Consider the following 21970-nt stretch of genomic DNA (forward strand, 5'->3'; position numbering starts at 1 on the left):
GCGAATTCTCTTAGAAGCCGATACAACACCTGCTCTTCAGAAATCGTTGAATAAAATTGCGCTCATAAACTGCTAATCTATCTGCGATGCGTTGGCCAGAACGGAACGCGCGCGCTCCAGATCGGCCGGATATGTAATCTTGAAATTCGACTCGCTTCCGGGCACGATCCACGGATGCTCACCGATCCGCTCGAGCAACTGCGCCTCGTCAGTCGCCGTGCGGAGTATGTCCGGCGCCACATCATACGCCCCGAGCATCAACTCGAGGCGTGCTCCTTGCGGCGTTTGCGCGCGCCAGAGATTCTCGCGCGAGACTGTTTCGATAATCCTCTGACCGTCTGTTCGTTTGAGTGTGTCCACAACCGGTAGTCCCGGAATGGCCGAACCATGCTCGCGGACTGCCCGAATCACCGCCTCGATGAGCGGCGGATTCACCAATGCCCGCGCGGCATCGTGAACGAGTAGTACCTCGATGCCGTCAAATGCACGGAATACATCCAAACCCTTGGCCACCGATTCCTGTCGTGTCGCGCCGCCGGAAACAACGTGGCACTCACATTCTAGCTTGAGTTCGCGTAGACCGGCTTCGTATGTGGGCACCTCTTCCTCACGGCCGACAAGTACAAGCGCGCGGATTGACTCGATTGATGAAAACGTTCGCGCAACATATTGATACAGCGCGAGATCACCGAGCAATTCGAATTGCTTGACCTTACCGAATCGGCTGCCACTTCCAGCCGCTGCGATGATTACGCCGACATCCCTCATAATGACAACTTAGCACGGTGATGGAATTCGCTTTTCGGCATTTGCTATTCGTAACTACTTTTTCTCAGCTTCCTGAATCTCGGCGGCCTCGTGTTCCTGTCCCTTATACTCAATGACAAAGCTATACGCCGGGAAGCGTCGCGGCAGTCGCATCAGCGAAAAGACCATCACGCCCGTCGAGAACCGATCGAGCCAACTCGAGGTCGGCCAGCCAAGGTGGAAGACGATTTTGCGATCGGCAAAATCATACTGCAGCATATAGATCAGTGCCACAAGCCGATGCGCCAGCGACTCACGGAAGAGGGTCAGCAAGTAATGATTCTCGCCAAGTTTCTGCGGTGATCCCGAGCGGGGTGAGTAGAGCGTGATGTATGCAACGTTCGGATCCGAATTCAGTGGCGAGGTGTCCTGTTGTCGCCGGAAGAACAGATGAAAGTCCTTCGTCTCATCCGCTTCGGCAATGCGGAACATGAGCTCCATTGGACTGTCGGTCTTGCGGAATTGCTGAATTTCCGGCGCGCGCCGCTTGGCCACACGGAAGCCAATGATCTGAAAGATCGTGACCGTGATCGCCCATAGTACAAAGCCCTGCCACTTGTGATAACCGATGAACGCGAAGACCGATAGCAGCAATAGGAATATGAGCAGGGTGCCCGTGCGCGACGTATGATAGTCCGGAATTTCTTCGCTCCCGCGTGAGTAGCGGTAATAGACTAGTGCGCCCATGTTGATCGTAAAGCTCGCGACAAGGCCAACGGCGTACATGTGCGCGAGCATCGTTTGACTTCCGGCCGTGACGGCAATAATCACGCTGAAGAGCGTGGCATTCATGATGTGAATGCGATAGAGCGAATCCGCCTTATTGGTTTTGATCAACCAGTCGAACCCATACCGGTGCGCGACGCGCTCCAGAAGTTCGCTCGATGCCACGAAGGCCGTGTTGACGGCCATGATCAGTGTAAAGCTCGCCAGCCCGCCCATGAGATACGAGAAGACGCGTCCATTCACCACATTGGCAAAATAGGTGATCAGGTCGTTCTCGTGTGCTTTGAAGTCGATGTCGGTGCGAGTCAATACCAGCATCGTAATGAGAGGCGTAACGATGCCGACGGTCAGAGCGAGAAAGATGTATGCTTTGCGAATGTCCTTCCAGGATTTCACCAAGCCCGCCGTCTGAATCACGCTTTCGATTCCGGAATAGGCAAGAATAACACCCGAAATACCAAAGATCATAAAACTGATGCCACTGAACAAGCCGTGCCCGAACATGCCAGTGAGTGTGAAGTGAACACCCTCCGTGGCCGCGGTGAACTGTCCCGGACTTGGGTCGATGACCGCAGAAAGAATCAGTGTCAGGAGAATCATCGCCGCAACGATGAAAATGAGAAACGTAAACCGCGCGTTCTCGCGGATCCCAACAATATTCAGCGACGCAACTCCCCACACAACGGCAAACATGAGAATGTAAATAACCACCGGCGAGAGGTTGAAAAACGAACCCCCGTTGCCTACGGCCGCAACGGTGGAAATCGCAGCCGTCAAAATGTAATCGACAAGAATCGAAGCCACTGCGGCGAACGACATCGTAGGCCCGAGCACCAGGTAACTAAAACTATAGACACCGCCACCACGGATGCCGTGCTTTTCGAGAATGTGCGCGATTTCGATCATCCGGCTCGACAAGAACCGCATGAGCACAGATGTCGCGATGATAAAGACGAACGCGGCGACGCCAACTATCAAATAGGATTCCGCGGCGACATAGAAGACGCTTGTCAACTCGTCCATCAGCGTGATGATGGCGATCGAGAGCCACGTCAGCCACCACTTCCCGCCATCCATGAAGGAAAGCAGGTTCTTCTTTCGCAGGAGGTAGACGAACAGGCCCAGCAGGCCAGCGTTCAGGACGATAATGAGAACGAGCTTCATGCAGCAGTTATCTTACGAGTTCCTTATTCACAGCCTCAAACACCCGGACCGGCAAAACGATAACGGTTAATCCATCGAATTGGAGTCGCACTTGATATGCAATGGAATCGATCGCACAAACGGAAAGGAATATCATATTGCGCCCTACCAATATGACTGTGCCGGAATCCCCCGCGTGGCCGAGGCTACGAGGCGGACGAAACGATAGTGGAGTGAGACGTTGGGGACTCTGTCCTCGGCCCGTGGATTCACAAGGCTCAGGCTCGGGCTCTGGTTGGGATTCGGGTCCAGGCTCTGATTTCGATTCGGGTCCAGGTTCTGATTGTTGGTGTTCCATGGGTCAATGAATGAGGGGCGGTAAACACCTGTGTGCAGGAATCTCATTCCAGCTTTCTTGCCTGCACTTTTTTGCCATGGGGCCGGCAAAACCAACGAGGAAATATGCAATGCTTCATATCTGTCAATATTTGGCACTAATCTCGCCGGCGTTCTGTCTTTTTTTAGGGCGTATCCTATTCTTTTCCTCCACTGGTTTCGATAATGGCCCACGTATTTATCTCGTATTCTCGCTCCGATTCCTCGCAGGCGCTCGAACTTCTCGATGTGCTTCGATCGAATGGAATAGACACGTGGATCGACCGTACTGGCATCGAAGGCTCCTCCTCATGGGGCAGCGAGATTGCGAAGGCCATCGAGGATTGCGGCACGTTGCTCCTCCTGCTATCACCTCGTTCCGTCAGCTCCCGCCATGTCGAGCGCGAAGTCATGCTCGCCTTCGAGCGTGAGAAGCGCATTCTCCCGGTCATACTCGAGCCCGTCGAAATCCCGATTTCCATTCGCTATCAACTCGCTGGCTTGCAGCATCTCGCGCTCAATGATCTAGCAGGAATTTTGCGAGTCCTGACGCTGCCGGATACCCGTGCTGCGCAAACGCAACGCATTCTGTCGGCCGCGCCGCGAAACCGTCGAACCTTTCAACTCATTGCCGGGCCCTCGCTGTTGGCCATTCTGGTGCTCGGGTTCTTTCTGGTGCGTGGCTCCCGTCCGGTCAGTGCGGGTCCCGAATCGCTGAGCCTTGCCGTGCTCTCGCTGGAAGACGGCAGCCCCGACCGTTCCAATCGATATATCGCAAGCGGGATCAGCGCCGAAATAGCCGGCTCGCTTTCCAAACTGCCCGGCCTGCGTGTCGTCCCGCAGAACACGATCAATGATTATAACGAGATCGGAGCCTCCCCGCTCAGCGTGGCCAGCGAGCTTGGTGTGAATTATGTGACCTCCGGACGGCTTGAGCGCAGCGGCGACGAGCTGCACGCAACGCTCCAACTCATCGAGGCCACCAGTGGCAAAGTGGTCTGGAGTAATCAGTACGCCGGCAGCATGGCCGATCTTTTCGCACTCCAGGAGAAAATGGTAAGCGGACTTGTGGACGCGATGCGGGTCAAACTCCCCTCTACAGGTTCGCGTCTGACGCCGCGATACACGACGAACCCGGAGGCATACGAGTTGTATCTCAAAGCCTGGGAGCTTCGTTGGCACTATGGCCCCCGCGATTTTCAGAATGCGATCTCGCTCCTTCAACAAACGTTGCAGCTTGACTCGAATTTCCATCAGTGTTACGGCGCGCTTGCCCAAATCTATTCCGATTACTATCATCTCTTCGATCAAAGCGACAGCATCAGCAGCGCGGCATACCAGTATGCACTCAAGGCAATCGAAGTGAGTCCGCGCGAGCCGGTGGGCTATGCGGCGCTGGCGCGATTCTCCGCGGTCAAAGGCGATCTCTCGGCGGCAACCATCGCTGCCCGAAAGGCGATTGCTCTCGACACCAACAATGCTTCGTCCTACTCCAACTACGGATACGTGTGTCAAGTCGATGGGGATGTCCGCACAGCGGTGCAAGCCTATTCTCATGCGCTCCGTCTGGACTCGACCGATCGATGGACCTATGTCAATCTTGCGTTCGCCGCCGGCGCGCTCTACGAGCATGACACGGCAAGATTCAATCGGCTTTGGAATGACACACTCATGCCACGAGGCCGGGCGCGATGGGCCGTATATGCTCAGCGGCACCCGGACGATAATCATGCACGATTGATTTCAAGTCTCTTTGGTAATCACGGGGATTTCTGGGACATGCTCGATAAGTTCAAATTGGTTGCGAGCGATCCTTCTGTCAGCGCGTATACGCTACTCACCCTTTCGGAGGTCTATGCATTTTTGCATGCTCCGGAAGCTATCCCGCTGCTCCGCCGATCTGTTCGGGAGGGCCTTAAACTCGATATCCAGCATGAACCACTCTTACTGTCACTCCGAAACAATTCAGCATTTGCCGCCATTGTTCGCGAACAAAAAGCCTTACGATAGGCGCTTTTGAGCAACGAACGCCCAATTGCCACTAATTCACTCTCCAACTTGTTTTACAATTTGCAATGGCTAAGAAGTCAAAGCCCACGTCGGAAACGGTTGCCAGGAACGCCAAAGTCGCAGAGGAAATGTCGCAAAAAGAAGCAATTAAGGAAACTACAGCAGTCACAAAATCCAGCAACGGTAACGGAAAGGGATCGGTCAATGGCGGTGAGGTGAAGAAGACGCCAGCCACTCCCCCGATTCCCGTCGCAGGCACGGGCGGCGCCTCACAGCCGGGGGACCCGACGCATAAACTCACGGGCGATGGCGCGGTCGACTCCTCTGGCAGCAATACGGTTGCAGAGATCGAACAGATCACCGAAGCTGTCGCGCCGCAGATCGCGCCGGTATCGCTGAAACGCATGCCGAACGGCGCTGAACTTCGCGGGCCGCTCGCCGATGGCGCGCGTAGCTTCAATGGGACATTCGAGCAAGCCGGAGTCGATCGCGCGCAATTGCTTGCCTGGTTTCGCCTGATGGATCTTGGCCGCATTACCGATGTTGCCGCCGCGAATTACCTCAAGAAGGCGATGGGATGGAGCTATCATGCACCCTGCGCCGGACATGAAGGCATCCAGCTTGCAATCGGACAGTCGTTTCGCCAAAAGAAGGATTATCTCTTCCCTTATTACCGCGATCTCATGACGTGCCTCTCGGCTGGCATGACGGTCGAGGAGATCGTGCTGAATGGGCTTTCGAAAGCCACTGATATTGCTGGCGGCGGACGCCACATGTCGAATCACTTCGCGAAGATGTCGATCGGCATTCAGAATGGGTCGTCGCTCACGAATAATCACGCGCAGCATGTCGCCGGTTGTGCGCGGGCGATCAAGTATTACAAGCTCGGCGCGGTCGCGATTTTTTCCGGCGGCGAGTCCGGCACGAGCGAAGGATTCTTCTATGAGGCCGTCAATGGGGCGACTCGCGAAAAAGTCCCGGCGATTTTTGTAATACAAAATAATAAGTATGGCATCTCGGTGCCAGTCACGGACCAATCGGCAAACACACGAGTTGCCGATAATTTCCGGGGCTTCGACAATCTGCTGATCACGTATTGCGACGGCACAGACATGCTGGATTCCTACCGCGCAATGCAGGAAGCGTATGAGTGGTGTCTGAGTGGCCGGGGCGCGGCGATGGTCCATGCTGATTGCGTACGGATTGGATCACACTCGAACTCCGACCGGCACGATCTCTACCGCTCTCCAGAAGAGTTGGAAGCAGTGAAGTTGCGCGATCCACTGATTCGCTTGCGCGATTGGCTGGTACAAAACGAAATCGCGACGGTTGAGGAGCTTCATACGATCCACGCGGACAACCAGAAAATCTTCAACGAATCATCAACGAAAGCCGAAGGGGCGCCTTCGCCGGATGCTTCGACCGTGCTCGAATATTTGCTGGCGCCGGATACGATCGTATCGCCAGCTCCGCATGAATTCCAGGCGGATGATATTGATGTGAAGTTCTATCCTTTCACAATCCCGAGCGGCAAGGATGAGGGGATGCAATTTATCGAGGGCATCAACCGCACGCTCAAAGAAGAATTTCACCTGAATGCGAACACCTTCCTCTGGGGTCAGGATGTGGCCTCGAAAAATAAAGGCGGCGTCTTCAATGTGACGAAGGGAATGCTGCAGGAGTTCGGTAACCAGCGCGTCTTCAACGGGCCGATTGCCGAAGATTTTATTCTCGGCTCGGCCGATGGATTCTGCCGCGTCGATCAGGAGCACATCTGGTGCGTGGTTGAAGGCGCGGAGTTCGCCGACTACTTCTGGCCGGCCATGGAGTCCTTCGTCGAGCTGACGCACGAGGCATGGCGCACGCGTGGACAGTACATGCCGAACATCATGATCCGGCTCGCCTCCGGTGGCTACATCGGTGGAGGACTCTATCATTCGCAGAATTTAGAAGGGACGTTCACCACCATCCCCGGCATTCGGATCGTCATTCCGTCGTTCGCGGACGACGCGCAAGGCCTCGTGCGGACGGCACTTCGTACGCGGGGGATCACGATGTTCCTCGAGCCTAAAGTACTGTACTATCATCCGAAGGCAAAAGCGAATTCGCTGGCCGACAACGAACTTGTCCCGTTTGGTAAAGCGCGATTGCGCCGCGAAGGTAGCGACCTTTCGATTATCACGTACGGCACGACGACACACTTTTCACTTCAGGCTGCCGAAGAACTTGCAAAGGATCAGGGCATCCAGTGCGATGTGCTCGATTTACGCTCGCTCTATCCTTTGGACCTCAATGCTATCCTCAAATCGGTCGAGAAGACGGGCCGCGCACTTGTCGTGCACGAAGACAAAGTGACCGGCGGCTTCGGCGGAGAGATTGGATCTCTCATCACCGAGCATGCATTTCAATCGCTCGATGCACCGGTCCAGCGCGTTGGTTCGCTCTTCACGCCGGTCGGATTTGCAAAAGTACTCGAAGATGCGACGCTGCCGAATCCAGCGAAGATCAAAGCGGCGGCAGAACGACTGGCCAAGTGGTAGTTGAGGAACAAGCGGCAAGGATCGGTCAGCTTGGCCTGATGCCTAAGCCAGGTGCGGTGGCAGACGTGAAAACGAAGTAGCCATTCACCACCCCAAGTCTCCACGTTCCTTCTCAGATTAACCGCTCTCTTGCCTCGTGCAGGAGGGCGATTTGTATTTGCTCTACGGATAGAACCGTATCCCGATCGCGCCATCGAGACCGACGCCGAAGCCTGGGCTGAATGCGATCAGCGGTCCTACTTCAGCGAAGATTTCGAGCGGGGTACGAGAGGGAATAACATTCAGACCAAAAATGGCGCGCATCCCGAACCCCACGGTGGTGGTATTGTCCACGATGACGTCCTCCCGGTGCCAGCGGAAGCCGGTAATCTCATTGCCGAACCCGATTGCGAGTCCCGGCCCAGCGTACATCTTAACGATCCGACTGTGGAAGACATCGAAATGCCACAGATAATCAGCCTGAATGCGGGGATCTCCGAAATAAGAGGCCCCAATATCGGCCACGAGGGCATTTTCCGGGCTGAGCCAGCCCTTGATGGTCCCACCCAAAGGTGAGCCAATTATGAGGCCGAAGCCAAAGCTCTTCCCTTCCGGTCCCTGTGCGGAGGCGGTGCCGGTCAGGAGCAGCATCAGCGCGATGCTCCATGAAGCAACCTTAATGTACACAAGGTGAGAGAGGCATGGATTTAGAGTCTTCATATCCTATATGTGCAAAAATTATTCTTTAAGAATCATACTATGATTATGAAGCTCAACCAAATTCATACCGGCACGTCCCACTGGACCGGGATTTTTGTAGCAATGCTCGCTTTTTGTTTGATTCCGCTTCGTCTGGCCGCTCAATTCACGGACGCCAAAAAGCCGCAAGGTTTTGCAGGAGCCCCGTACATCAAATATTCTCCCGAGACCGGATGGGTCGGAGGGTTGGTCGGACTGTATTATTTTTATATCGGTGGAGATACTTCTGTCCACGATACACGGCCGTCCGATTTTTCGGCAGGGGTCATGTACAGCCAAAAGCATCAATATTCAATAGGCATCAATACCGACGAATATTTCGTGCATGACGCATATCACTTCAATGCCGGCGTACACTACCAGCGGATCCCACTGGATTTTTTTGGTGTCGGGAATTACAGCCCATCGAGTCCATTAGATAATTATACGCCGATCCGGCGTGGCGGGGAATTCTATTTTACCAAGAACCTGATTCGGAGTCCGCGTGGCGAAGGATTCAATGCGGGAATCCAGGCGGAATTTCGCAACGACGAAATTCTCTCGTCAAATCCGGGCGGGATTGTTGCATCCGGCACAATACCGGGCGCGAGCGGTGGCATGTCAGATGGCATTGGTGCGCTTGCCCTGTTCGATACGCGCGACAACAAGTACTCCACGCATGATGGCCACTATGAAGATATCGAGGCGATCTTCTATGGAAGATCATTTGGAAGCGATTACACCTTCAATCGGTATACGCTCGATCTCCGGCGGTTTATTCCCCTGACCGAATCGCAGACTTTGGCGGTGCAAGCGTATGGCGTGCTCGCGAATGGCAACGAGCCATTCTATCTGATGGCGGGACTTGGAGGTGATTCGAAATTACGCGGGTATTATCTCCTGCGCTTTCGCGACAATGATATGGGACTTCTGCAGGCAGAGTACCGCTTCCCTGTCTGGTGGCGCTTTGGAGCGGCCATCTTCGCCGGGGCGGGTGAGGTCGGACACACACTCTCGGATTTCAGGCTCGACGGCTTGCATCCATCCTTTGGCTTGGGTGTGAGACTCCTCGTCGTTCCCCGCGAGCATATTAGCGCCAGGGTGGATTATGGCATCGGGAGTGATTCGCGCCAGATCTATTTTTCTATCCTGGAAGCATTCTGAATGTGGATAATGCTGATTATTTGCTGATTACACTGATGAATCTTCCAAGAATCTTTTTCACAGTCCATCAGTACAATTAGAAATAATCAGCTTAATCCGGCTTTATGATTGACTGCATCCAAAACTCTTCCAGCGACCGCATGCCACTAATGTTCGTCGGGCACGGCAATCCGATGAATGCGATCGTGGATAACACTTTTAGTCGTACATGGCGCGAGATCGGCAAGACGTTACCGAATCCGAGGGCGATCCTTTCAATCTCGGCACATTGGATCACGCCGGAAACCACAATGGTCACGGCCATGACACGGCCGAAGACCATCCATGATTTCGGCGGATTCCCAAATGAGCTTTATCAGGTGGAGTATCCCTCACCTGGTGCTCCCGAAGCCGCTCAAGCCACGCAGGATGCTGTAACTCGTGTGCCTATTGCCCTCGATCAGGATTGGGGACTCGATCACGGAACGTGGAGCGTATTACTCCCGATGTTTCCCGCAGCCGACATTCCGGTCTATCAACTTTCAATTGATTACGGTCAGCCGGCAGAGTTCCACTACGAGATTGGGCAACAGCTCCGCGCATTGCGGGAGCAAGGCGTACTTATTATGGGCAGCGGCAATCTGGTGCACAATCTTCGTCGCGTCCGGTTCGATGGCGGTCCGCCGTATGACTGGGCGATTGAGTTTGACGCGATCATGGCGAAGGCAATTCAAGATGGTGATCATAGAACCGCAATCGAATTTCAGAAACTCGGGGCGCTCGCACAGATGGCGCATCCGACCTACGATCACTTTCTGCCTTTACTCTATGTGCTTGGCGCGACGGATCCAAACGAGCAACCTGAGTTCTTCAACTCGGATTTTGACTTCGGTTCGGCTTCCATGCGCTCAATGATTTATCGATGAACCCGGTGCAAGCAGTCGAACCACGCGTCGCACGCGTATTCTTAAAATGCTACGCTCGCAGGCGTCTGGACGACTACCGCTCGCCCTATAGCGATCCGTTCGAATACCGCTCGATCCTTGATTTCAAGCCCATTGAAATCGATCGAATTCTATCCGCGGTTGGAGGCTCTCGCGGACCAACACTGCTCGAGCTTCATGCTGGCGAAGCATACGATCCAAGACACTGGTTTATCTCGATGTTAGATGATGAGCCGGCTGGTGTCGTCTTTCCGCAGATCTATGAAGACGTTGGGGATTTGGGTTCGATCTTCCATGTTGGCATCCTCCCAAAGTTTCAAGGGCTAGGTTATGGCAAGATCATCCATGCGCATGGCCTCGAATCCCTTCGTGCGCTGGGTGCGAAGAAATATGTTGGATCGACGCCGCCAGACAACATTCCGATGCAACGCGTATTTCGCGCGAATGGCTGCGAAATCTATGCAGTCTATCTGATCGAGGAATTCGAAAATGGCACGGGCCGAGCTTTGACTTGACGGCGGTCCTTACTGCTTTCGCTCGGCGAGGTGCTTCTGAATATCGTCGCGGATCTTTGCGGCTCGCTCGTACTCTTCTTTTTTGATCGCTTCGTTGAGCTGCTGATTGAGTTGATCGAGCAAGGTAAGCGGCTTGTTGGTCTTGGCGGGCTTCTCTTCGGATTTTGCTGCGAGTTGCGATTCGAGACCCATGTCTTCCTCTTCCTCGCCCTCCTCAATTTCCTCTTCGCCTTCCTCAGGCAAAAAGCTGGCTTCGGTCATGACACTCTCGGTCACATAAATCGGCACACCAAATCGGATTGCAAGCGCGATGGCATCGGAAGGCCGGGCATCGATCTCCTGTTCGTCGGATAGTCGAAGGCTGGCAAAGAACGTCCCGTCGCGAAGTTCGTTGATCGATGCTTCCGAGATCGAGCCACCAAGCGACTCCACCATTTGCTTGAGGAGATCGTGTGTAAGCGGACGGGGTGGTTTGATCCCTTCCATTTCGAGCGCGATTGCTTGTGCTTCAAAGCCTCCGATAATGATCGGAATACGCCGAAGTCCCGCCGTTTCGCGAAGGATGAGCGCATAGGCGCCACTCGTCGATGGGCTGGTTGAAATTCCTAATATCTCTACCTGAACTCTGTCCATTTCTTACCTAAAAAAAGCGATTGTCAGCCGCTTTTTCTCATAGCACTTCATAAAGCGTGCCGCTCCGCGTCCGTACTGGTTTACGCATGAGCACTATCGAATGTAACAACGGGATTGAAAAGCGATTCCCGGCCTGATTTCTTCACTTTGGCACCTTCAAGTTCTGCCCTGATGGCGGCAACCTGTCTGCTCGCGCATACACGGTAGTGTTGGCCGCACCGATTACTCCCCCAAGCATCGCCCCAAGAGCCCCACCAATGAGAGCGCCATCCGCCGAATGAAAAGCTACAACAATGTCATGGGCGATCGGAGTAGCCGGGGCAGATGACGGTTCTGGAGAAAGGAATGTCCCACAAAGGACGCCTCCTATAGCTCCTGCGAGAATTCCCAAGGCAACCTGGGGTGTGCCTATTGCGATCGAAGCAATGTCTTCCGTGGCAACTGAAGTTTGGGGGCCATCAACGGTTCGCCTCCAAGAGGTCGAGTCCACGCGAAGAGAAATGCAATAACGATCTAGTTCAACACCTCCAGCGAGCTTCACGTGAGCCGCGTGCTGCGTGGTTGCTCGAAGAATATTCTCTGAAACCTCAGGATTCGTTGATAACGGACTGCTAGCACATCCTGCGAATAGCATGCTAGAAAGAAGGATGAGTTTGGTACAATTCATCTCTAAGTACCGCCGATGGTAGAAGCCAAAGAACGAGGTCGGGAGGCGCTGCGCTATACGCACGGCTCGGGAGATCGTGGAGAAGAGCTCACGACCGGGATTGAACCGGTGACCTCGTCCTTACCAAGGACGTGCTCTACCAACTGAGCTACGTGAGCGATTCGGTGTGGGCAGAGAAGGATTCGAACCTTCGTAGACATTCGTCAACAGATTTACAGTCTGTCCTCGTTGACCGCTTGAGTATCTGCCCTAATAAAAACCTGAGCCGGCGGACGGACTTGAACCGACGACCTGCTGATTACAAATCAGCTGCTCTACCAACTGAGCTACGCCGGCGCGAAGCGCGGCACGGAATCCGCACGGCTAAGCGCGGCCACACAAAGCGGATTGGAGTTTTCTGGTTCCCACCTTCGCCGACGAATTACAAAAGACAAATGACGAACGATGACTTCACTGGTCACCATTCGTCATTTGTCACTCGAAAATCGGAGATTATTCCGGGATTTTCAGGCGGGTACCGGCCGCGAGCATGGAGCCCCGGAGATGATTGGCCCGCTTGAGATCGGAAATCGCGATATCATACTTGTCTGCGATGGAATAGAGTGTATCGCCCCTCTTGACGCGATAGCTCATCAGCTTCTGTTGTTTCTCGGAACGGAGCGTAAGCCTGTCCGTTCGCTTCGTCGCCGGAGCAACAGCAGCGACCGCTTTGGCCTCAGATGAGGCGGGCTTCGATTTTGCCGCGACCACATTCTTGGGCTGATGATAGATGCGAATTGTCTCACCCTTGCGGACATGAGCCCGGCGCCCGAGGTGATTCCATTGCTTTAGTTCGGCGACGGAAACGCCATTCTTGCGCGCGATCGAAAAGAGAGTCTCTCCGCGAGTTACACGATGCGAGATTAGGCGCAGTTTGCCGTCCACGGCATTACTCTTCGCCGGAGTCACATCGCTTGCCGGTCTCGCTTCCTCTGAACCAGATTCACCCGTCTGCGGAGCCATCACCGTCATCGGTACGCGAAGCCGTTCGCCTCGGCGGACGCGCTCGCTTGGGATGAGATCGTTATACTCGGCAAGCTGGGAAGCGGGGATGCCATAGGCATGCGCGATGGAGTGGAGCGTCTCTCCCCTGCCAACGGTGTGCAGCAACCATGGGCGGCGTTGAGTTTCCGGGATGGCGGCGAGCCGATCGTAGAAATTCGATGACGTTCCTGCCGGCAGCCGAAGGCAATAGCCATCGGAATTACATAATTCAACCGGCGGCGTAGATGGCTGCAGTAACTCGGGGTTCAATTCTTTGACTTCGAGCTCAGTGACACCGGCAGCCTTGGCCAGCGCATTGAGATCGATCGCCTCGTGAACGTGCACCGTATCGTATTTGAGCGGTGCCTCGTAGACGATGTCCGTAAATCCATAACGAGCCGGATCCAAACCGATCAGTGTCGCCGCTATATAGAGCGGTACATAATTCTGCGTCTCACGTGGAAGGAATGGTCGGATATCCCAGAAGTTGTTGGAGCCAGCCTGAGCCATGGCCGAACGAACCCGATTGATACCGGCATTGTATGCCGCGAGCGCGAGATGCCAATCGCCAAGCTCGTTGTAGAGATCGTGCAGATGCCGAGCAGCCGCACGCGTTGCAGCAACCGGATCGCGCCGCATGTCATACCACCAGTTGTTATGGAGTCCATACCGCGAGCCAGTCGCATCAATGAACTGCCACATTCCTACTGCCTTGGCCCAACTCACAGCCGAAGGATTGAGTCCGCTCTCGATCATCGCCAAATGGACCATCTCTTCCGGAACGCCCTCTTCCTTCATGATCTTCTTCATCATCGGGAAGTATCGCTGCGTGCGGGCCAGCCATTTAGCCATGAACGGACGCCCATTGCCCTGTGTGAAGTATGCGATCGTCTGCTGAACCTCGGTGTTCATCGTCAGCGGAATCTGCGTCTTGGAAAGGTCGATGCGAGGAAGTGGTACATTCTTCACATCCATCTTCGCTAATTCCTGATTGAATTTTTCGCGGAATGCGAAGATCGAAGCATTCGGCGGTAATGAATCAATTCGAGCGACGAATTTTTCATAATCCCCGATCACGCTTTTGGAAACGTCCTGAAAATCCTTGTTGGTGTCGAGTCCCGGGTACGTCAAAAGTCGGTCGAGAATTTCGATCGAGTTTTCGAAATGTTTTACGACTTCGACCTTCTGATTTTTCTGTTGCGCAACAAGAGCGCGAAGCCATTCCTGACGGGCGGCATCGACACGCTCGCTGACGAGGTGCGGATCGATGTTGCCCGTCTTGACCTGCTCATCGAGCATGGCAAACGGATCGGCTTTCGGAGTCACTTGCTGGGCGGCTTGTTCCTGATGGCTGGCGCGAGGTGCACTGGCGCAGCCGGATAAGGCGGCAAGTGCGGCTCCGCCCACGACAATGCATGCCGCAAGCAGGAGCGACAGCATGGGTGTTCGGTTCGGGGTTCGTTTCATTCGGTCTCTGTTTTCAGTCACGTTGCTAATCATCCTTTCACAAAAACCCATTTATGGTCATCCGGTTCAACTTGTGTGGTGAATAAGAAGACATCCACGGTTTCTCGAAGTGAACTCCCGCGAGTTCACTCGAAATCTCGATGTACGTCGGGTGCTACACCACGTTGATTCGGTGCAAAAAATAAACCGGGGCTACGCAACGGCGCTCGGACTTGGAGGGGCTACCCTGAAGGGCGGCCCGAGTGAGGCTGCGATGTGGATTGGAAACTTCAATATACGAAGAAAAAATCCAAAAGTCAACACTTTCCCCCACTTCTGCCAAATGCAAGTAGCTTCGCGCTATCGCTCTTCAGTGAGAAACAACGATAGGAGCGACTGCAGAAGAACCGTTTGCGTATCGAATGGAGGCTAAGTATTTCCCATTTGGAATGTCCTTGACCCATAGCAGAGCTGTTTGCTGGCCACCGGCAAGATAATACGAACGGATGAGTTCACCATTTGCGCCATAAAGCAAAATCTCTCTCGCCGGCAGCTCGAGCATAATAGTAGTGGCATCGGAGGCCGGATTTGGATAAATACGGGGAAGCGCTCGCGGCAGAGTCGGCGCTTCATGGACCGCCAAAGATTGAACTCCATAGGCGGTCATCTCCTTCTCGGCGCCATCGATATTGATAGGATTGCCCCCCACCGTTGTACCCGCGTGTGCATTGCTCACACGGATTATTCCGATCCCACGCACGAGCAAGAACGTGTTGACCGAGTTGAAGCTGTTCTGGCCGAGGAGACTCGATATTACGACACTCGCCGTGAGATCGAAGCGATAGGCGGAATCATACGTCCCACGCGGCACGACGACGCGCTCGATGCCTTTATACATTCCCGTGAACGTGATGGTGATTGTTGCCGAGGCGAAGCCGCTGCCATAAGTGCCATTGACCGTGCCGACCGGATAGCTCGTGCCAACGCCCGATGTCATCTTGAAGTAGTCGAGCCATGTGTTGGGAGGGGTGAAGTTCGACGCCATGCTCCCGAGCGCATAGTTCAGAAGCTCCTGATCGCCAAAAATTTGGATATCGCCCGCGGCCGTCGCATGAAAATGAAGATCTGAAACGGCACTGCTGCTCACGCTGACATAACTCGAATCGCGCACCCAGCCGACGCCACTTACGCCCTGAAAATTCAGGCCAGTGCCCATGACGGTCTGTGAACTGCGGTACTTGGTAATGGTGCCGTCCGTCGATGACGTGTCATAATGATTCAAATCCACAAAGCGACCGAGATCCAGCGGATAAAGAATCTTGGGCGTGACTGGCGTCGGTGGTGGCAACGAGCCATGTTGAACTCCTGGCGTTGGAAGGTACAGTGCGAAATCGGTTGACGAATTCCTTGTCGTCACACCCTTAGAATTTCTCTCCATCGAGACACCAAACTTAAGGTTTGGGCCGCCGGTATGTCCTGCATCGATCGAAGCAGGTAAATGACCTGCAATCCACGCCGTATCGTACTGCATGCCATCGATGACGGATGTTAGCAGCACTCCATCGGTGATGACGCTATCCGTACCATCGGTGAGCACAATCGCGTCGGCAATGGGTGAAGGTGTCAGACCGGGATACGACATCGCGGGTGAAAGCGTATGCAGTTGCGTCGCGTTCGGGTTTCCCGAAGCGAGCGCCCCGTGAGCTTCATACGCAGCCTTCGAAAGATCGAGGGCCTTCCCGTTCGTGGCACTGGCCGCGATGACGGCAAATTGTCCGGGACCGAGCGGGAGCTGGCGGCCACCGGGCCTGCCCGGAAATTTCCAGGCGGTCACCGCGCCTGTAAGCACGCGACCCGAGAGTGCGCCGCCATTCGCGCCAAATTGAACAATCATATTCGCGTCGAGATATTGCGTCGAGCTCTGCGGATTATACAACTCGATGAACTGATCGCCGATAAGTGGACCCGACCCAATGTAGACTTCGTTTATCACGATGCCACGAGCCACGGTCTGCGCCAGCCCATTACCGGCGAGCGCAGCAAGAACGACAAAAGATGTGAGTAGAGACTTCATAAGACCTATTTGATTACCAGCCATCTGCGCGGGTAGCGAGTGTTAAATCCCTCTTCTCCATTAAAGATTCTTTCCGCGCCGTAATTTTGTACCCCATGCGCTATGAATACTTCCTCGCCCGACGGTACGCCTTCTCGAAACGGCGAGAGAATTTCATCACGATCATCAGCATCATCTCGATCGCGGGGCTGACGGTCGGCACGGCAGCGCTGATTGTGGTGCTCTCGGTCTTCAATGGATTTTCTTCCGTCGTGACGGACGTCTATGTCCAGTTCGATCCCCACGTTCGCATCTCAGCGGCCTCTTCAGACTCGTTTGCCTCGGACTCGCTCGCCGATAGTACAAACACCACGGGCCCTGCGCTTATCACGAACACCGAACGGATCCTCACGGCGGCGCGACGCGAGCCGGAAGTCCTCCATGCCGCGCCGGCCATTCATGGCAAAGCGGTACTCGTGCATTATACGCTTCCGAAGGTCGTCGATCTGACCGGCATTTCGGATACCGATGCAAGAACGGTCTCGGGACTTGCGAAGAGCATTCAATCGGGTGAACTCAAACTCGATTCCGATGCTGTCATCGTCGGGCAAATTCTTGCCGATGAACTAGCACTCCAACTTGGAGACAGCCTGCAGATTTACAGTCCGACCGGACTCGAGCGGATTCTCACTGATCCCATCGCGCCGAGGATGAAGCGGCTGATCGTGCGCGGAATTTTTGCCGCGAACAACCGGGACTACGACCTGACCAACGCGTATGTTAGCGCGGAGACCGCGCGCGAACTCTTCGACCTGCCGTCGAATGCCGCAACAACAATCGATATTCGGATCAAGAACGTGCGGGATGCAAACGACGTCAGAGACCGGTTGAAGGCCGCGCTGGGTCCGAAGTATACCGTTCAATCCTGGTACGATCTGCACACGGAGCTTTACTCCGTGATGGAGGTCGAGCGTTGGGTGGCATACATCATTTTATTCTTGATCGTGGCCGTTGCCGCGTTCAATATTTTCAGTTCGCTCACGCTAACGGTCTTCGAGAAGCAGCGGGACATTGGACTCCTCCGCGCGCTCGGCGCGACGATCATTGGTATTCGGAATATCTATTTTTACGAGGGCATGCTCATCGGCGCGCTGGGCACGGTGCTTGGGTGCGTGCTCGGTCTTGGGGTGGTGCTCGCGCAAAAACAATTCGGGTTCTTCACGCTGGATTCCAGCGTGTATATTATCCCTGCACTACCGGTCGAATTACGATGGCAGGACTTTGTGGCCGTAGCTCTCGGCTCCTTTGGGCTGACGGCTATATGCTCGCTGCTGCCGAGCCGGCGCGCTGCCAAAGTGGAGCCGGCGACGGCGCTCCGCTGGGAGTAGCCGGCCCCGATTCCCATCGCGAGCTCTCCGTAGCACTGCCCGTGATAAATAGGCCAATTTGGTCGGCCGTGAAATGCGCTGCCTCCAATCTGGACGTAAGCCAAAGTAAGAAGAGCTTATAGTCGGCCGTAAGATTTCTTTCCGCGCATTCGCGGACGAAAACATCGTACTGCGTCAAAAGAAACGTACTGCGTTTGGCCGCAATCGCCAAAATTGACGCCGGGGGAAGGCAATCGTGCATGAGGAGAACAGAAGTGAACAGCGGACGAGGGTGAGAAATATGGGGGTCCCCGATCCGTCAGGAGTTGTTCCATTCGAAAATTGTGCCGAAGCGCCAGAAGGCTCCCCTTCTCACATGCTATGGCGGGAGTGAATTCTATCCTCCGGCACTACATTCCTTCGGCACTACATTCTGATTTCGGTCTGTTCTCAGCGCCGATGTCTCTCACTATTTCATCCCCATGCCCCTGTTAGAGATCAAGACCTCCCACAAACCGATCAAACAGTATTACGCCGCGCTCGAAGAGTTCGAGAAGCAGGGCGTCACGAAAGAGACCTCCGTCCGTGCCGCGTTTCAGGAAGTGCTCACGACGTACGCCCGCAAGATGAAGTGGAGCTTCACTGCAGAGCATCCGGTCGCACTCACGAACAAAAACAAAGGCTCCGTCGATGGTGTGGTGATGGACGAGTTCACCGTCCTGATGGGATACTGGGAAGCGAAGGACTCGGACGACGATTTCAAGAAGGAGATCAAGCACAAGTTCGAGATCGGATATCCGAAGAACAACATCCTGTTTCAATCGCCGTTGCGCGCGGTGCTCTATCAGGATGGCGGACTCGTCAACGACTATGATATATCGAAGCCCGAGAATCTCGTCTCCTGCCTGACAGATTTTTTTGGCTACAAAGCCAACGATCAGGCCGAATGGTCGGATATTGTCGATCAGTTCAAAGAGCGGATTCCCGAGAACGCGAAGCAGCTCATCGCGATGATCGAGGAGGAGAAGAAGACGAACAAGCGCTTCCAGTCCGCCTTCCAGACCTTCGCCGAACTCTGCCGGGCCTCGATCAATCCAAACCTTGCGGATGCAGCCATCGAAGAGATGCTCGTCCAGCATATCCTCACCGCGCGGATTTTCGAGACCGTCTTCGATAATCCCGAGTTCGTCCGGCGCAACGTGATCGCCGCCGAGATCGAGCGCGTCGTCGATGCGCTCACTTCGCAGAAATTCAATCGTAAGGATTTCTACAAACCGCTCGATCATTTTTATGTCGCGTTAGAGAACAGGGCAAAGTCGATCACCAACTGGAGCGAGAAGCAGAGCTTCCTCAACACCGTCTATGAGAAGTTCTTCCAGGGCTTCGCGGTTAAAGTCGCCGATACGCACGGCATCGTCTATACGCCGCAGCCCATCGTCGATTTCATGGTCCGCTCGGTGCAGCATATTCTGAAAACCGAGTTCAACCGCTCGCTGGCCGATGAAGGCGTCCACATCCTCGATCCCTTCGTCGGCACCGGCAACTTCATCATGCGCATCATGAAGGAGATCGCCGCAACGCAAAAGACGAAGCTCCCGAAGAAATACGCGAGCGAGTTGCACTGCAACGAGGTCATGCTTTTACCTTATTACATCGCCTCGATGAACATCGAGCACGAGTACTACACGCAGACCGGCGACTACAAACCGTTCGATGGCATCTGCTTGGTCGATACGTTCGAACTACGCGAAGGCCAAGGGCAGATTAAGTCCATGAGTGATGAGAATTCGAAGCGAATCGAACGGCAAAAAGAGGCTCCTATCTTCGTTGTGATGGGCAATCCGCCCTACAACGCTTGGCAGCAGAATGAGAACGATAACAATAAGAACCGAAGGTATCCTAATGGTATAGACCGGGATGTTGCGGATACCTATGCCCGCCTGAGTAAGGCGCAGAACAAGAATGCCCTCAGTGATCCTTACGTAAAAGCCTTTCGATTTGCATACGGTAAAGTACACGACCAAGGTGGTATCATAGCTTTTGTGAGCACCAACAGCTACCTCACAGATATTGCCTTCGACGGGATGAGAAAGCACTTACATAAGAACTTTGACGAGATATTTGTGCTTGATCTTGGCGGAAACGTTCGGAAGAATCCGAAACTTTCTGGGACCACCCACAACGTCTTCGGAATTCAAGTTGGGGTCAGTATTGCACTTCTTGTCCGAAAGAGGGCTTTAAGGATGCAGGCTTCGCCGGTCGAAGATACCAAGGCGCACTCACCTGCCAACATCTTTTACGCCCGACTGCCTGAAGATGCTAAGAAGCAGGAGAAGTTGCTCTTCTTAAAGACTTCTGGAAGTATAGAGGGTGTGAATTGGGCCTCGGTAAAGCCAGATGAGAGCCAAAACTGGCTTAGCACTGGCATGGAGGCGGGCTTCGGAGCATTCATAGAATTAGGGGTAGATTCGACGAAGAAAGCAATCTTCTCAGTATACAGCCGCGGCCTTGAAACCGCTCGGGACGCATGGGTCTATAATTTTTCAGCGAATTCTGTTGCCGCAAATGTGAGTCGCACACTCGACATTTACAATGAGCATGTCGAGCGTTACCGCAGGCTTGTTATAAAGCCGGACGTGGACTCGTTCGTTTCGAATAACCCGAAAGAAATAAGCTGGAGTAGCCGCCTTAAAGAACGTCTTGCGAGAGGGACTACCGACGAATTTCAGGACGGTAATATCCGACCCGCACTCTATCGACCGTTTACGAAACAATCAGTCTATTATGACCACATATTAATTCATAGACCAGGTCACTTCGGGGAAATATTTCCTATGCGGGATTCCGAGAACGTTGTAATATGCGTCAGCGATAAGGGCAATCGAACACCGTTCTCTCTTATTGCTGCGAAACAGATACCGGATCTTCATCTTTGTTCAGCGTCTGATCTATTTCAATGCTTCCCCTTCTACACGTACTCGGAAGACGGTAGCCACCGGACGGAGAACATCACGGATTGGGCGCTTGGGGAGTTTCGGCAGACTCTCGCCAGTGTGCCGGGAAGCGCTGCTTCCCGGTCTTCGGATAAGAAGGGTCGCGGAAGCAGCGCTTCCGCGCACACAGAGCGTGTCATCTCCAAGTGGGACATCTTCTACTACGTCTATGGTCTCCTGCACCATCCGGAGTACCGGACGAAATACGCGGCGAACCTGCGTCGGGAGTTGCCGCGCATTCCAATCTCGCCGGATTTCTGGGCAATCTCCGAGGCGGGTAAGAAGCTCGCGGATCTTCATGTGAATTACGAATCGGCGAAGGAGTATCCGCTGGTGGAAGAGTGGAAGGAGAACACGGCGCTCGATCTTCATGTCGAGAAGATGAAACTGACGAAGGACAAGACCGGGATCGTGTATAACGACAAGCTTACGCTTCGCGGTATCCCGCCGGAGGCATTCGAGTATCGTCTTGGCAATCGCTCGGCGATCGACTGGATCATCGACCAGTATCAGGTCTCGACCGACAAACGCTCGGGCATCACGAACGACCCGAACCGCGCGGACGATGAGATGTACATCGTAAGTCTGATCCGCAAAGTTGTGACCGTGAGTATGGAGACGGTGCGGATTGTCGGTGAGATCGAAAAGCTTTCTTTAGGCTAATACATCAAAATATTTGATGAATAATGCGATCCTTGGTGTAACAAAATCCGATTCTCGGAGTTATTAGAGGTGAATTGATGGGCACCTGTGATAGGTTTGGTCTAATAGAAACGGTTTCGGTGTTTCATGAAAAACATCCGAAAATCAAATACAAAATATTTTGTTGTGTCAGGATGCAAGATTGTGATTGCGAATTGCAATCGCC

At 54.0% G+C, this 21970-nt stretch carries 13 protein-coding genes and 3 tRNA genes; 7 read left to right on the forward strand and 9 right to left on the reverse strand.

Features of this window, described 5'->3' with window-relative positions; all coding sequences use genetic code 11:
• Positions 1-72: 72 nt before the first annotated feature.
• Complete coding sequence (gene ispD / locus Q8902_09780; protein MDP4199847.1) at positions 73-768, reverse strand: 2-C-methyl-D-erythritol 4-phosphate cytidylyltransferase; 696 nt, start codon at positions 766-768, stop codon at positions 73-75.
• 54 nt (positions 769-822) lie between these two features.
• Positions 823-2697 (reverse strand): APC family permease, encoded by a 1875-nt coding sequence (locus Q8902_09785; GenBank protein ID MDP4199848.1) that lies wholly within the window; start codon positions 2695-2697, stop codon positions 823-825.
• Positions 2698-3237: 540 nt separating this feature from the next.
• On the opposite strand from Q8902_09785, the gene Q8902_09790 reads away from it, so the two are divergent.
• Positions 3238-5061 (forward strand): TIR domain-containing protein, encoded by a 1824-nt coding sequence (locus tag Q8902_09790; GenBank protein ID MDP4199849.1) that lies wholly within the window; start codon positions 3238-3240, stop codon positions 5059-5061.
• A gap of 518 nt (positions 5062-5579) precedes the next feature.
• Positions 5580-7601: a thiamine pyrophosphate-dependent enzyme gene (locus Q8902_09795; protein ID MDP4199850.1), complete on the forward strand. Its 2022-nt coding sequence runs from the start codon at positions 5580-5582 to the stop codon at positions 7599-7601.
• A 162-nt stretch (positions 7602-7763) separates the two neighbouring features.
• On the opposite strand, the gene Q8902_09800 is transcribed toward Q8902_09795, so the two are convergent.
• Complete coding sequence (locus Q8902_09800; protein MDP4199851.1) at positions 7764-8300, reverse strand: hypothetical protein; 537 nt, start codon at positions 8298-8300, stop codon at positions 7764-7766.
• Between the two features lie 45 nt (positions 8301-8345).
• Between Q8902_09800 and Q8902_09805 the strand changes: the two genes are divergently transcribed.
• From Q8902_09805 to Q8902_09815, 3 genes are all read left to right on the forward strand, one after another.
• Positions 8346-9482: a BamA/TamA family outer membrane protein gene (locus tag Q8902_09805; GenBank protein MDP4199852.1), complete on the forward strand. Its 1137-nt coding sequence runs from the start codon at positions 8346-8348 to the stop codon at positions 9480-9482.
• Between the two features lie 104 nt (positions 9483-9586).
• Complete coding sequence (ygiD, locus tag Q8902_09810; protein ID MDP4199853.1) at positions 9587-10387, forward strand: 4,5-DOPA dioxygenase extradiol; 801 nt, start codon at positions 9587-9589, stop codon at positions 10385-10387.
• A gap of 5 nt (positions 10388-10392) precedes the next feature.
• A complete protein-coding gene (locus Q8902_09815; GenBank protein ID MDP4199854.1) occupies positions 10393-10920 on the forward strand; it encodes a GNAT family N-acetyltransferase in 528 nt (175 codons plus the stop codon).
• Positions 10921-10929: 9 nt separating this feature from the next.
• On the opposite strand, the gene Q8902_09820 is transcribed toward Q8902_09815, so the two are convergent.
• The 6 genes from Q8902_09820 to Q8902_09845 all read right to left on the reverse strand — a co-directional run bounded on the left by Q8902_09820 (position 10930) and on the right by Q8902_09845 (position 16763).
• Positions 10930-11553 (reverse strand): bifunctional nuclease family protein, encoded by a 624-nt coding sequence (locus tag Q8902_09820; protein MDP4199855.1) that lies wholly within the window; start codon positions 11551-11553, stop codon positions 10930-10932.
• Between the two features lie 752 nt (positions 11554-12305).
• A tRNA-Thr gene (locus Q8902_09825) sits at positions 12306-12378 on the reverse strand.
• Positions 12379-12387: 9 nt separating this feature from the next.
• A tRNA-Tyr gene (locus Q8902_09830) sits at positions 12388-12470 on the reverse strand.
• A 13-nt stretch (positions 12471-12483) separates the two neighbouring features.
• Positions 12484-12556 (reverse strand) — tRNA-Thr (locus Q8902_09835).
• 156 nt (positions 12557-12712) lie between these two features.
• Positions 12713-14710, reverse strand: coding sequence for a LysM peptidoglycan-binding domain-containing protein (locus Q8902_09840; protein ID MDP4199856.1), 1998 nt, complete (start codon positions 14708-14710; stop codon positions 12713-12715).
• Between the two features lie 349 nt (positions 14711-15059).
• Complete coding sequence (locus Q8902_09845) at positions 15060-16763, reverse strand: hypothetical protein (protein MDP4199857.1); 1704 nt, start codon at positions 16761-16763, stop codon at positions 15060-15062.
• A gap of 95 nt (positions 16764-16858) precedes the next feature.
• Between Q8902_09845 and Q8902_09850 the strand changes: the two genes are divergently transcribed.
• A complete protein-coding gene (locus tag Q8902_09850) occupies positions 16859-18130 on the forward strand; it encodes an ABC transporter permease (protein MDP4199858.1) in 1272 nt (423 codons plus the stop codon).
• A gap of 461 nt (positions 18131-18591) precedes the next feature.
• A complete protein-coding gene (locus Q8902_09855) occupies positions 18592-21765 on the forward strand; it encodes a type ISP restriction/modification enzyme (protein MDP4199859.1) in 3174 nt (1057 codons plus the stop codon).
• Positions 21766-21970 lie beyond the last annotated feature (205 nt).

It is taken from the genome of Bacteroidota bacterium (assembly GCA_030706745.1).
Classification (GTDB): Bacteria; Bacteroidota; Ignavibacteria; order Palsa-1295; family Palsa-1295; genus PALSA-1295.

What these genes read in the sequence shown, in the direction of transcription:
- Q8902_09785 (MDP4199848.1), bottom strand. Translation starts at nt 2,697, where the DNA reads ATGAAGCTCGTTCTCATTATCGTCCTGAACGCTGGCCTGCTGGGCCTG.
- Q8902_09800 (MDP4199851.1), bottom strand. Translation starts at nt 8,300, where the DNA reads ATGAAGACTCTAAATCCATGCCTCTCTCACCTTGTGTACATTAAGGTT.
- ispD (MDP4199847.1), bottom strand. Translation starts at nt 768, where the DNA reads ATGAGGGATGTCGGCGTAATCATCGCAGCGGCTGGAAGTGGCAGCCGA.
- Q8902_09840 (MDP4199856.1), bottom strand. Translation starts at nt 14,710, where the DNA reads ATGAAACGAACCCCGAACCGAACACCCATGCTGTCGCTCCTGCTTGCG.
- Q8902_09845 (MDP4199857.1), bottom strand. Translation starts at nt 16,763, where the DNA reads ATGAAGTCTCTACTCACATCTTTTGTCGTTCTTGCTGCGCTCGCCGGT.
- Q8902_09855 (MDP4199859.1), top strand. Translation starts at nt 18,592, where the DNA reads ATGCCCCTGTTAGAGATCAAGACCTCCCACAAACCGATCAAACAGTAT.
- Q8902_09790 (MDP4199849.1), top strand. Translation starts at nt 3,238, where the DNA reads ATGGCCCACGTATTTATCTCGTATTCTCGCTCCGATTCCTCGCAGGCG.
- Q8902_09805 (MDP4199852.1), top strand. Translation starts at nt 8,346, where the DNA reads ATGAAGCTCAACCAAATTCATACCGGCACGTCCCACTGGACCGGGATT.
- ygiD (MDP4199853.1), top strand. Translation starts at nt 9,587, where the DNA reads ATGATTGACTGCATCCAAAACTCTTCCAGCGACCGCATGCCACTAATG.
- Q8902_09795 (MDP4199850.1), top strand. Translation starts at nt 5,580, where the DNA reads ATGGATCTTGGCCGCATTACCGATGTTGCCGCCGCGAATTACCTCAAG.
- Q8902_09820 (MDP4199855.1), bottom strand. Translation starts at nt 11,553, where the DNA reads ATGGACAGAGTTCAGGTAGAGATATTAGGAATTTCAACCAGCCCATCG.
- Q8902_09850 (MDP4199858.1), top strand. Translation starts at nt 16,859, where the DNA reads ATGCGCTATGAATACTTCCTCGCCCGACGGTACGCCTTCTCGAAACGG.